Genomic DNA, 11923 nt, shown 5'->3' on the forward strand with positions numbered 1-11923 from the left:
AAGGCGCGCATTAGCGAATAGAACGAAAATTTGCGTGCGATCGGGCTATCACCCCAGTGTCGCCACGCAACTTCAGTTGAAGCTCATGGCTTTTGATAAATCGAAGGCGCCACCAGCTTGAGCGCATCGCTGACGCCGTTCAGGCTTTCCGAATGACTGATCATGAAATAGCCGCCCCGTCGCAGAAATGGGAGGAGGCGGCTGACCACTTTTCGCTTGGTCTCCTGATCAAAGTAAATCATCACGTTGCGCAGGAAAATCACATCGAATTCGCCCAGTTTGGGCAGGGTCTCGATCAGGTTGACTTGAACGAAACTGACCCGGTGGCGCAGGGTTTTGTCGATCAGGAAGGTGCCTTCCTGCCGGCCAATGCCCTTGAGGCAGTATCGGCTGAGCAAGGGTAGCGGCAGTCTGTTCGCGCGTTCCATCGGGTAATGCCCATTCCGGGCCTTGGCCAGGACCTGGGTGCTGATATCCGATCCGATGACCTCCCAGGGCGTGCTGCGCAGGTGTTCGGCAAGGGTCATTGCCAGGCTGTAAGGTTCTTCGCCGGAGGAGCTGGCCGCGCTCCACACCCTGAAGGTCTTGCCTGGCGATGCGAAGGGCAATACCCGCTCGCGCAGGAACTCGAAGTGCTTGGGTTCACGAAAGAAATACGTTTCGTTGGTGGTCAACAGGTCCAGGGCAAACTGCAGCTCGTCGGGGTTCTCCTTGCCCATTATCATTTTGAAATACGCGCCGTAGCTTTCCAGCTCATGGAACTGCAGGCGCTTGAACAGACGTCCGGCAACCAGGGCCTTTTTCATGGGGGACAAGTGGATGCCCGCCGCGCCATAGAGCCAGGACTGGAACTGGGTGAATTCGCGATCTTCAAGATTGATCTGTTTCAATCCGAACTCCTTGTTCGTGGCTCACTGGTCCTGGAGGGTGGGGCTGTCGCCGGCGTCCGCCAGTTGAGATATTTCATCCACGGATAACACCTTGTCCACCTGCAAAACGATGACGAACTTGCCGGCGACCTTTGCCATGCCGCTGATAAAGTCAGGGCGAATGCGCGCGCCAAAGCTGGGAGGGGGCTCGATCTCGTCCGCCGGAATTGCCAGTACCTCTGACACACTGTCCACCAGAAGCCCAATATCCTGGGGCTGGCGGTCTTCACTGCTGGCTTCGAGGATCACTACGCAGCTGCGTCGAGTCACCTTCGTGCACGGCTGCCCGAACCGTGCCTTGAGGTCCAGCACCGGCACCACGGCACCTCGCAGATTGAGCACGCCGCGCACGAAGTCGGGCATCATCGGCACCGGGGTCACGTGCCCGTACTCGATGATTTCCTTGATACCCAGGATATCTATGGCGAACATTTCGCCGCCCAGCAGGAGCGTCAGGTACTGCGCCTCCTGCTTTTGAATCGCAGTCGTTTGTCGGGTATTGGTTAACGCGCCCATGTCGCTCTCCTGCATGAAAAAACATCGCGTCCGGTTTGCGCTTAGAACCGCGTGAACTCGCTTTCGTCGGGGCCTGCGCTCTTGAGGAAGTTTTTCTGCTGGACCGCTCGCGGTGCCCGCGCCACCGCGCGCGATACGCTGCTTGCCGGGCTAGGCTTGGCAAGTGTGACGCTCGATGCCCGATCACCCGCCTCCAGTGTGAAAAAGCTCATGGACTGCTGCAACTGTTCGGCCTGGGTACTCATTTCTTCGGCGGTAGAAGCGAGCTCCTCGCTGCTGGAGGCATTTTGCTGCGTGACCTGGTTGAGTTGGTTCATTGCCGAATTGATCTGCGACACGCCGGCTGCCTGTTCTTCGGAGGCGGCCGTGATCTCCTGGACCAGATCGGAGGTCTTGTTGATCGAAGGCAGCATCTCGCCAAGCAGACGGCCCGCCCGTTCGGCCATTTCGACACTGCTGGTGGATAGCTCGCCTATTTCCAGCGCGGCCACCTGGCTGCGCTCGGCCAGTTTGCGCACTTCGGCCGCTACCACTGCGAAGCCCTTGCCATGTTCGCCGGCTCGCGCCGCTTCAATCGCTGCGTTCAAGGCCAGCAAGTTGGTCTGGTAGGCGATGTCGTCGATGATGCTGATGCGTTGCGCGATTTTTTTCATCGCCTGGACCGTCTGCTGAACCGAGTCGCCTCCGTCCCCGGCTTCCTTGGCCGCCTTGCTGGCCATGCCGTCGGTTATCTTGGCGTTCTCGGTGTTCTGGTTGATGCTGGCACTCATTTGTTCGATGGACGCGCTGGTTTCTTCGACGCTTGCAGCTTGTTGGCTGGTGGTCTGGCTGATGGACTGGGCTGTAGCGCTGACTTCCTCCGACGCGCTGGCCAGACCGTCGGCGGCATTGCGCACCTCACCGATAATCTGCGAAAGCTTGCCGACCATTGCCTGCATCGCCGTGAGCACCTGCCCGGTTTCGTCCCTGGAGCCCCCTTCGATCTTCACGGCCAGGTTACCTTCGGCCAGTTGGCTGGCCACATCCACGGCCCTTCTCAGCGGGTTGGAAATGATGCGTGAAATAAACAACGCCAGCGCGATGCCCACCAGCAGGGCCACGAGTACTGCGGCGATGATTGACAGTCGCGCATTCGCGTAGATTTCGTTACCGCGTTGATTGGCGGCCGTCGCCCCGGCGTCGTTGAAGTCGATAATTTTTACCAGGTCGCTGGCGACTTGTTCGAAGTCGCGTTTCGAGTCCCCTTTGAGAATGGCGTTGGTCTGTTCCTTCGCACCCAGTCGGGACTCGGCCAACAGGTTCTTGCTGGTATTGAGGTAGTTGTTCCAATCGTTCTTGAATGTATCGAGCAACGCCTGATCAGCCGGGCCTGCGATCAGCTCTTTTTCATAGCGCGCCATGCGGGTATCGACTTCCTTGCGGGCATCGACGGCCTCCTGTTCATATTGCGTCTGTTCCGCCGGACTGTCGGCCATCAGATGGCGCAGTTCCTTGATCCGATAGTTGGCGACAAAAAAACGCATGCCGGAGGCAACCCGCACTGAGGGCAACCAATTGTCGCGCATCTCAGTGGCGGTCTCGTTGACCAGGCCCAACTGGATGATGGCGAACCCGCCCGTCAGGGCCGTCAGCACCAACACCAGCAAAAACGACGTGATGAGCTTGGTGGCTATTCTTAAATCGTAGAACCATTTCATTGAAAGGCCTCTCCATGTGCGGTGCGGTCGGCTGAATTGCCGGGATTGCTATCGTTCAACGAATAAACAGCGGTCTGCCCGGGTGTACGCCGGGCGCGTTTCCTGGTTGTCGGCGGGTTGATTGACGTTGACTCGTCTGCTGGGGATGGTCGCTACTTCATTGGCCATCGCCCGTCGTTCTGACGCAGGCTCGGGGCGCGAGTCGCGCAATAGCGGGGCTCACACACCGCCGGCGGCGGGTATGAGCGGTAAGCGGAGAAAAGCACCCGCCTGAGGAAGGGGGCTGCAAGTTGCCGTATGACGACATAAGTTCCTCCCTGAATCAGTAAGCATCGATCCTTCTCATACCCCTATCGGCCCAGGCCAAGATCAACTTGAGCACACAACCGGTCAGTCGTCGGCCAGTGGCAAAATTGTTCAGTTCTACAGGGGCGCTAAGTAATGGCAGTCATCTTGCACTGATGATTTATATAATCGCTCGTCGGCCAGTGGAGGAAGGGCGTTATATAAAGCGCGCGCAACAACGACTCTGTAGCCGCGGCCCTTCGCCAGTCCTACCAGGGTATTAACCCGTTTTTTTCATTTCTATTGACGATGTTCATCGACGATTGAGATCGGCGCGATGACCCTCGCAATTGCTTGGTTCTGCTCAAAGGTATCAGACGATGATATCATTGTGATATCATTTTTTTCATTCGCTCGATCGCTCAAAAGTCTGCGCGTCGGCGGCCTGCCGTGGCACTCTTCGGCGAGCAGTGCCGGCTGTCGCTAGCGTCGGTTGCCTTCTCTTCTATCGTGCCGTAGTTCTTTGAAGCTTGAGATTGAGCTACAGTTCGAGCAAAGAACCAGTAGTGAGTCTGAGGCCACACTCAAAACGATATATACAAGTTGGCGGTTAATCGCGATTGAAGGGTTCTATTCTCCTAGAAAGATCAATGTTCAGTCGTTTCCGACTTCCAGCGCTGTGTAGAAGGTTGCCAGGCGTTTTGCACGCCTTTCAAATATTCTTAAGCACTGTCAAAGACCGAGGTACAAGGACGTATGGCTCGCGACACACTGGCAATGGTTGACGACGATACGTTGCAAACCCTCGAGAGCGTGCTCGGCTGTCTGTCAGTTGCGGTTGTGGCGCTGGACCGAGCCGCTCGGGTTGTCGCTGGCAATCGCGCGTTCTCACATCTGCACATTCAAAATGGTGTTTCTCCGGCCGCGGGCGGCGAGTTTATCGCCCTCCTGCGGTCTGAAGACCATGGCGTTTTTTACGCGGCGCTGGAACAGGCAGCGGCGAAAACGCGAGCTGGTTTTTCGGCGCAGAGCAGGGAGGCGTGCGGGCTGGACATCACCTTGACGCTGTGGCGCGAGGATTATTTTATTGTCGAGGTCATTGCCCGCCAGGGACCGTTGGCCGCGCAATCCGATACCGAAAGCTACTCGCAGATTCCGCTCAGGTCGATTTTCGATTCCTCCGGCACCGGCCTGGCGCTGGTGTCGCTGGACGGTCGTTGGCTACGGGCCAATGGCGTCATTTGCAGGCTGCTTGGGTATAGCGAAGCGCAGTTGCAAACCACCACGTTCATGGCTCTGACCCACCCCGAAGACCGCGAGGTCGGCAAGCAGTTGATCGACGAACTCAAGCGCGGTGCAAGGTCTGGGGCTACATTGCATAAACGCTATATCCACCGCGACGGACGGGTGGTGTGGGTGCGGTTGACCGTGGGGTTGGTACGCGACGATCAAGGGCAGCCGACCTGCTTTGTGTCCCAACTGGAGGACATCACCGAAAACTGGCAGCTTCGCGAAACGCTGATGGGCAGCGAACTCAAATTTCTCACCCTCGCAGAAAACTCTCCCAACATCATTGTTCGTTACGATCGCAACCTGCTGCGCACTTACGTCAACCCGACATTTTTGCTCTTGACCGGTATGTCTTATGACGAGTCGATAGGCGCCAGCCCTGGCGCGGACGCGGGTGAGTATCTCAACCAACTGCGCCATGTCGTCGCGACGGGCGAAACGGCGCAATTCCTGGACAGTTGGACCTTCGCGGACAGTACCGAGTCTGTCAGTTGTGCGGTCAGCCTGACGGCCGAGCGCAGTCCGACAGGCGAGGTGGTCGGCGTGCTGGCGCTGGCCCATGACATTACGGAGTTGCGCAAGCAACAAGTCCTGGAAGATGCGCGCTTGGGCATTTTCGAAAAAATGTCGATGGGTGCCCCCCTGGAGGAAACGCTGGGGCTCCTTGTGGGTTATCTGCAATTGGCCTTGCCCCACCGGTCCTGCAGGGTGCAGCTCGGCACTGGCGCTGTGGTGAGTAAGGCGTCTGCTGCCGGCTGGTCCGAACCGATTGTGGACAAGCAAGGACACCTCCTCGGTACTTTCGAGTTGTCCCAGTCTCCCGGCACCGGGCCGGATGAGAGCGACATGCTGCGCGTGCGCCAGACGTGTCACATTGCGGCGATTGCGATCGAACGCTGGCAATCAGAGTCGTTACTCCGCGAGCGCGAGCGTCGTTATCGTGACATTTTCGACCATACCCTGGACATGCTTTGCCTGCTGGAAATGACGGCGGTCGGTTGCCTGCGCTGTGTCGAGGTCAACCCCGCGTTGTTACGCGCGCTGGGCAAAGCTCATGCCGATGTTATCGGTGAGCCCCTGGAGCCGATCTTTGGTCGGTTGAGCGCGCAAAAAATCCAGGCGCTGTGCGAGCAATGCACGAGCGCCGGGCGGGTGGTTGAGTCCGATGAGGGCGTGATGCTTCGCAACGAAGTTCGTCAACTGCACTTTACGCTGGTGCCGGTAGCGGATTCGGGACGTGTGGCTCCGCAGATATTGGTGATCAGTCGCGACATTACCCTGTTGACAAGGGCCAGGCAGAAAGAACTCGGACGCCAGCACGATATCAGCGCGCTGGTCGAAAACAGCCCGGATGCTATCGCTCGTCTGAGTGCTCATGGCGAGGTGCTCTACGTCAATGCGCAACTGCGCAAATGGGTGGGCGGGGCCTGGCCGGAACTGATGGGAATGCCCATGGATGCGGTGGCGCCCCTGAACCACCAGTCTCAGCTGTTTCGCGAATTGGTGGCCCAAGTGATTCAGGAAAATAAAGCGACCGAGCAAGAGTTTCTGCTCTCGGGGTTGAAGGCCGCACCCAAAGTGGTGCTGATCCACTTTGTGCCGGAGGTCGACGGCCAGCGGGTCGTGAGTGTGCTGGCGGTGGGGCGCGACATTTCCAAACTGCGCGCTGCCGAGCGGCGCCTGGCCAATTCCAATGCACAATTGCGCGATCTGTCGACCCGCCGCGAAACGGCGCGGGAAGAGGAGCGCAAACTGATCGCCAGGGAGATCCATGACGAGCTGGGCCAGCACCTGACGGCACTGCGCATGGGGATATCGCTGCTGAGGTTTCAGTTCGGCGCCTCCACACCTGAGCTGACCCCGCAGGTCGAGCGGCTGATGGTGCTGACCGATAAGACGATCCAGGTCGTGCGCGATGTCTCCACCAGTCTGCGGCCATCCGCCTTGAACCTGGGACTGGTCTCCGGCCTTGAATGGCTGACAACCGAATTCGTCACCTTGACCCGGGTTCCCTGCGTGTTGCACCTGCCTTTGATTCCCCTGACGCTCCCCGATACGCACGCCACCGCCGCGTTTCGCATCGTGCAGGAGTCGTTGACCAATATTGCGCGCTACGCCGAAGCGACACAGGTCAGCGTCACCCTGAGCCCGCAGGAAACGCACTGGCTGCTGGAGGTCCAGGATAACGGCAAGGGATTTGACCCCGACGCAGTCACCCGCCAGACCTTGGGGTTGGCGGGGATGCGTGAACGCGGCCTGATGTTGGGCGGCAAAGTCATCATTTTCAGCCATCCCGGACAGGGCACTACGGTGCAGGCGTTCATTCCGATGCACAAGGATACGTATTGATGATTCGCATGCTGATTGCCGATGACCACACCATCATGCGCGAAGGGCTCAAGCAGTTGTTCATGCTGGTCGCCGACGTCCAAGTGGTGGCCGAGGCCGAGAGTGGAGCGCAAGTGATCGAACTGTTGCGCCAGGTCGAGATCGACCTGCTGCTGCTCGACATGAATATGCCAGGTATCAGCGGCGAGATTCTGATTGCCCGCCTGCATGCCCAGTACCCGAATCTGCCGATCCTGGTGTTGAGCATGCATAACGAAATCCACATCGCGCAACGCGCACTGCGCGCCGGTGCGCTCGGCTACCTGACCAAGGACCGCGACCCCGAGACCCTGTTGATTGCCATGCGCCGCGTGGTCAGCGGTCAACGTTACCTGGACCCTGGGCTGGCGGAGCAGATTGCCCTGCAGAGCAGTGGCTTGAAGCAACAGACCTACGTTGAAAGCCTGTCCGATCGCGAGTTCCAGATTCTGCGCTTGCTGGCTCATGGCATGAGCGTCAACCAGATTGCCGAGCAGTTGGTCATCAGCAACAAGACGGTCAGTACCCACAAGACTCGACTCATGGAAAAAATGGGCTTCAGCTCTACGGCGGACATTGTTCGCTTCGCCATGACCCTGGGGATTTCGTAGTCAGCACCCTCGGGTAGGGATTTTCCTACCCGGGTTCCCGGTATCCCTACCCCAGAATAGGGATGGTCTGATGGCTGGAGTGCCATTACTGGGCCATCATCCTCCTCAAGCAATCCAACTGCCGATCAACCGGTGATGAGATGCTTTGACTGGGAGACAGACCGTGAACGAACAGACCACACCCCCCTCGGCTGCTTTGACACTGTTTCCCGTGGCCTTGGCCGGTCTGCTCGGTGGGCTGGCGGTCGCTTACAGCAATGGTTTCAGCGCGTGGGCGGTAGGGGCGGGGAGCGTGTTGTTGGCGTTGTGTATCGGCCTGGGCCTTTGGGCAAACAGGTGCTACCAGGCGCACTGGGTCCGACTGCGCCAGCAGCTCGATCAACCGGCAGAGGCCTCGGCGACATTGGCCGTCGATAACGGCTTGGCAGATGTGTGTCTGAGCGTACTTCCGATCTGGTCCAGACAGATAGAAGCGGCTCGACTGATCAGCGAAACGTCCATCCTCAAGCTCAGCGAACGTTTTGGCACGCTGTCATCAAACATCAGCAACAGCGTAGCCAGCAACGGCGGGCAAGACGCTTCCCAACAATTGGTCGACTTGCTGGAAGTCGGCCAGCATGACCTCAACTCCATCGTTCTGGCCCTGCGCTCCGCGCTCTCGAATAAAGAGAACGAACTCAAAGAAGTCCTGCAACTCTCCGGCTTCACCGAGCAACTTCAGCAGATGGCCAAGTTCGTCGGTGACATCGCCAGCCAAACCAACCTGCTTGCCCTCAACGCTGCCATCGAAGCCGCCCGAGCCGGTGAGGCAGGGCGAGGTTTTGCGGTAGTTGCCGATGAAGTGCGCAAGTTGTCGAGCATGTCCGGCGAGACCGGGCGCAAGATCAGTGACACCGTCAATACCGTCAACGCGGCCATCGCCCGCACAGTGCAAATGTCCCGCCACCACGCCGAACAAGACACCTTGACCCTCGCGGATTCGGAGCGCGTGGTCTCGCAGGTCATCGAACATTTTCGCGGGACCGCCCAAACCATCGTGCGCAACAGCCATGACTTGCAGCAGCAGAGCGCCAACGTCGCCGACGAGATTGCCCAGGTGCTGGTCGCCCTGCAGTTTCAGGACCGCGTCAGCCAGATGTTGACGCTGATTACCCGCGACCTGGACAAGCTGCAGCAGCAATTGGACGAGCGCCAGGCATCGAGCCTGAGCGGGCATGCCCTGACCCCGATGGTCAGTGATCGTTGGCTGCAAGAGCTCTCAACGGCCTACACCATGCCGGAGCAACACTCGATCCATGGCGGTAAGACGCACGCCAAGGCTGATTCCAGCGAAATCACCTTTTTCTAGAGGAGCTTTTCCGATGAGCAAAACCATTCTGATTGTCGACGACTCGGCCTCCATCCGGCAGGTGGTGAGCATCACGCTCAAAGGCGCGGGTTACGACGTGATCGAAGGCTGTGATGGCAGAGATGCACTGAGCAAGCTGGATGGCCGCAAAATCCACCTGATTGTCAGTGACGTGAACATGCCGAACATGGACGGCTTCAGCTTCGTCAAGGCCGCCAAACTGCTGCCGGCCTACAAGTTCACCCCGGTCATCATGCTGACCACCGAAGCCAGTGATGCGATGAAGCAGCAAGGCCAGGCTTCCGGTGCCAAGGCGTGGATGGTCAAGCCCTTTCAGCCGGCGCAAATGCTCACCGCCGTCTCCAAGTTGATCCTGCCATAGCGATGGCCAGCGACCGCTGACCAGGAGGTTTCCATGAAAAGCACCGTCCCGATGCTGCGTCGAATCCAGGTCATGGAAGGCCCCCTGACGATCTACACAGCCACTGAACAAAAAGACCTGTTGTTGTCGTTGTTTCCGCTGGCCCATGAAGTCGAGTTGGACTTGTCCAATGTCGATGAACTGGACAGCGCCGGTTTGCAATTGTTGATCCTCATCAAACGCGAGTCGCTCAAAGGGAGCACGCAGCTGTTGCTGAGCAACCCGAGTGTGGCCGTGACCGAAGCAATACGGCTCAGCGGTCTTGACGACTACTTCGCCAATCCGCCTTTCGCTCAGTCGCTTGGAGCATGATCGTATGAACATGGATGACGTGCTGCAGACCTTCATTGCGGAGAGTCGCGAGCTTTTGTTGCAAATGGAAGATGCGCTGCTGCAGATCGAGAAGTCGCCCCAGGACCTGGATACCATCAACGGCCTGTTCCGTGTGGCCCACACCATCAAAGGCTCGGCCGGCTTGTTTGGCTTGATGCCCATCGTTGAATTCACCCATGTCGCCGAAAGCGTCCTGGATCGGGTACGCAGCCTGGAAGTGCGCGTCGATGAGGCGTTGAGTGCGTTGTTTCTCGACGCCCGTGACCATATTGGCCAATTGATCGACCTGCTGGCCGAGGATGGCAACCTTGATCGATTGGACGAACCGTTGCAGGTCCAGGGCCAACGCCTGGGTGAGCGGCTCGCTCTGTACCTGGAAGGCTCGGTACCGACTGCTTCGCCTGCGCCTCAACATAGGCCTGCGGCGGATGACCGGGGGGACAGTCCCGGCCACTGGCATTTGTCCCTGCGCTTTGGTCCGGATGTGTTGCGTAACGGCATGGACCCCTTGGCGTTCCTGCGTTACCTGAGCACGTTGGGGCGTTTGCTGCATACCGTCACACTGTTCGAGGCGTTGCCGCCGATAGCGTCAATGGACCCGGAAACCAACTACCTGGGGTTTGAACTCGCGCTGGCCAGCGACGCCTCCCGGGAGGTCATCGACGGCGCCTTTGATTTTGTTCGCGATGACGCGCTCGTACAGATCCTCGCACCGCAAGCGACTGTCCAAGCGTGTCGCGCGCATCTCGACGCGTTGCCGGAAGACAACGCCGCGCTGCTCGAGCTGCTGGTTCGTTGCGGCACATTGACTGAATCCCAGGCCTTGCTCGTCGCTCAAGAGGGTGAGCAAGCACCGGCCGAGACGCACGGCGAGCTTGAGGCACCGCAGGATTCGATCACGCCGCTGATCAAGGCCGGCAAGAGCGCAGCGAGCAACGAAAGCAATCTGATTCGGGTCGATGCGGCCAAGCTGGACCAATTGATCAACCTGGTCGGCGAGCTGATCATTGCCGGTGCCGGCGCCAACCTGGTGGCGGTGCGGAGCGGGATTGGCGAGATGATCGAAGCCACCAGTCTGTTATCGCGTTTGGTGGAGGAGGTGCGTGACTCGGCACTGACCCTGCGCATGGTGCAGATCGGCGCGACATTCACGCGTTTCCAGCGGGTGGTGCGGGACGTCTCCAAAGAGCTGGGCAAGGACATCGTGCTGCACATCGGCGGTGGCGAAACCGAGCTGGACAAGACGGTCGTCGAGCGTATCGGCGACCCGCTGACGCATCTGGTGCGAAACGCCATGGACCATGGCATCGAGCCCGCGTCGATTCGCCTGCAACGGGGCAAGCCGGCCCAGGGCACGGTGCGCCTGAATGCCTATCACGAATCCGGCAGCATTGTGATCGAGGTGTCGGATGACGGCGGCGGCCTGGCCAAGGACAAAATCCTGGCCAAGGCCCGCGAGCGTGGCCTGGTGGGGGACGGCCAGCAACCGGCGGATAAAGACATTCTGAATTTGATTTTCGAGCCGGGCTTTTCCACGGCCGACCAGGTCAGCAACCTGTCGGGCCGAGGCGTGGGCATGGACGTGGTCAAGCGCAATATCACGGCTTTGCGCGGCAGCGTGAGTCTTGAGAGCGAAGAAGGGCGGGGCACGACGGTACGGATTCGTCTACCGCTGACGCTGGCAATCATCGACGGTTTTCTGATCGGAGTGGGCAAGGCCTCCTATGTCATTCCGCTGAACATGGTGGAGGAGTGCATCGAGCTGGCGCCTGGGCAGGGGGCCGAAACCGGCTACCTGGACCTGCGGGGAGAGGTGCTGCCGATCTTGCGGCTACGCGACATGTTTGACGTGCAAGAGCCTCGAGGTACCCGAGAAAACGTGGTCGTCGTGCAATACGCAGGCCTGCGTGCCGGCTTGGTGGTCGATCGCTTGCAGGGGGAGTTTCAAACCGTGATCAAGCCATTGGGCAAAGTGTTTGGTGAGGCCCATGGACTGGGTGGGTTCACCATCCTTGGCAGCGGAGCTGTCGCCCTGATTCTGGATATACCCAATTTGTTAGGACTCGTTGCCAAGGACGCCACCCACCGCTCGATTCAAAGTCCTTTATCGACTTAATGAAGCGTCA

At 59.0% G+C, this 11923-nt stretch carries 9 protein-coding genes; 6 read left to right on the forward strand and 3 right to left on the reverse strand.

Features of this window, described 5'->3' with window-relative positions; all coding sequences use genetic code 11:
- Positions 1-83 precede the first annotated feature (83 nt).
- Genes J2Y83_RS13155 through J2Y83_RS13165 form a run of 3 tightly spaced genes read right to left on the reverse strand, consistent with a single transcriptional unit; the run spans position 84 to position 3142 of the window.
- Positions 84-890: a CheR family methyltransferase gene (locus J2Y83_RS13155; RefSeq protein WP_253395793.1), complete on the reverse strand. Its 807-nt coding sequence runs from the start codon at positions 888-890 to the stop codon at positions 84-86.
- A gap of 21 nt (positions 891-911) precedes the next feature.
- Entirely contained in the window at positions 912-1445 is a 534-nt protein-coding gene (locus J2Y83_RS13160; protein WP_253395795.1) for a chemotaxis protein CheW, read from the reverse strand.
- A 41-nt stretch (positions 1446-1486) separates the two neighbouring features.
- Positions 1487-3142, reverse strand: a complete 1656-nt coding sequence (locus J2Y83_RS13165; protein WP_253395797.1) for a methyl-accepting chemotaxis protein — start codon at positions 3140-3142, stop codon at positions 1487-1489.
- Positions 3143-4183: 1041 nt separating this feature from the next.
- Between J2Y83_RS13165 and J2Y83_RS13170 the strand changes: the two genes are divergently transcribed.
- The 6 genes from J2Y83_RS13170 to J2Y83_RS13195 all read left to right on the forward strand — a co-directional run bounded on the left by J2Y83_RS13170 (position 4184) and on the right by J2Y83_RS13195 (position 11913).
- Entirely contained in the window at positions 4184-7066 is a 2883-nt protein-coding gene (locus tag J2Y83_RS13170; RefSeq protein WP_253395799.1) for a sensor histidine kinase, read from the forward strand.
- Positions 7066-7695: a response regulator gene (locus J2Y83_RS13175; protein ID WP_253395801.1), complete on the forward strand. Its 630-nt coding sequence runs from the start codon at positions 7066-7068 to the stop codon at positions 7693-7695. The genes J2Y83_RS13170 and J2Y83_RS13175 overlap by 1 nt, the downstream gene beginning before the upstream one ends.
- Positions 7696-8125: 430 nt before the next feature.
- A complete protein-coding gene (locus J2Y83_RS13180) occupies positions 8126-9043 on the forward strand; it encodes a methyl-accepting chemotaxis protein (RefSeq protein ID WP_373423756.1) in 918 nt (305 codons plus the stop codon).
- Positions 9044-9056: 13 nt separating this feature from the next.
- Positions 9057-9425, forward strand: coding sequence for a response regulator (locus J2Y83_RS13185; RefSeq protein WP_247396048.1), 369 nt, complete (start codon positions 9057-9059; stop codon positions 9423-9425).
- 33 nt (positions 9426-9458) lie between these two features.
- Complete coding sequence (locus J2Y83_RS13190) at positions 9459-9776, forward strand: STAS domain-containing protein (RefSeq protein ID WP_247396047.1); 318 nt, start codon at positions 9459-9461, stop codon at positions 9774-9776.
- A 4-nt stretch (positions 9777-9780) separates the two neighbouring features.
- Positions 9781-11913, forward strand: coding sequence for a chemotaxis protein CheA (locus tag J2Y83_RS13195; protein WP_253395805.1), 2133 nt, complete (start codon positions 9781-9783; stop codon positions 11911-11913).
- Positions 11914-11923: the final 10 nt, after the last annotated feature.

The sequence above is a fragment of the Pseudomonas marginalis genome (assembly GCF_024169655.1).
Classification (GTDB): Bacteria; Pseudomonadota; Gammaproteobacteria; order Pseudomonadales; family Pseudomonadaceae; genus Aquipseudomonas; species Aquipseudomonas paraveronii.

Excerpts from the sequence above, each read along its gene's own strand:
- J2Y83_RS13160 (WP_253395795.1), bottom strand. The coding sequence starts at position 1,445 with ATGGGCGCGTTAACCAATACCCGACAAACGACTGCGATTCAAAAGCAG.
- J2Y83_RS13165 (WP_253395797.1), bottom strand. The coding sequence starts at position 3,142 with ATGAAATGGTTCTACGATTTAAGAATAGCCACCAAGCTCATCACGTCG.
- J2Y83_RS13170 (WP_253395799.1), top strand. The coding sequence starts at position 4,184 with ATGGCTCGCGACACACTGGCAATGGTTGACGACGATACGTTGCAAACC.
- J2Y83_RS13175 (WP_253395801.1), top strand. The coding sequence starts at position 7,066 with ATGATTCGCATGCTGATTGCCGATGACCACACCATCATGCGCGAAGGG.
- J2Y83_RS13185 (WP_247396048.1), top strand. The coding sequence starts at position 9,057 with ATGAGCAAAACCATTCTGATTGTCGACGACTCGGCCTCCATCCGGCAG.
- J2Y83_RS13190 (WP_247396047.1), top strand. The coding sequence starts at position 9,459 with ATGAAAAGCACCGTCCCGATGCTGCGTCGAATCCAGGTCATGGAAGGC.
- J2Y83_RS13195 (WP_253395805.1), top strand. The coding sequence starts at position 9,781 with ATGAACATGGATGACGTGCTGCAGACCTTCATTGCGGAGAGTCGCGAG.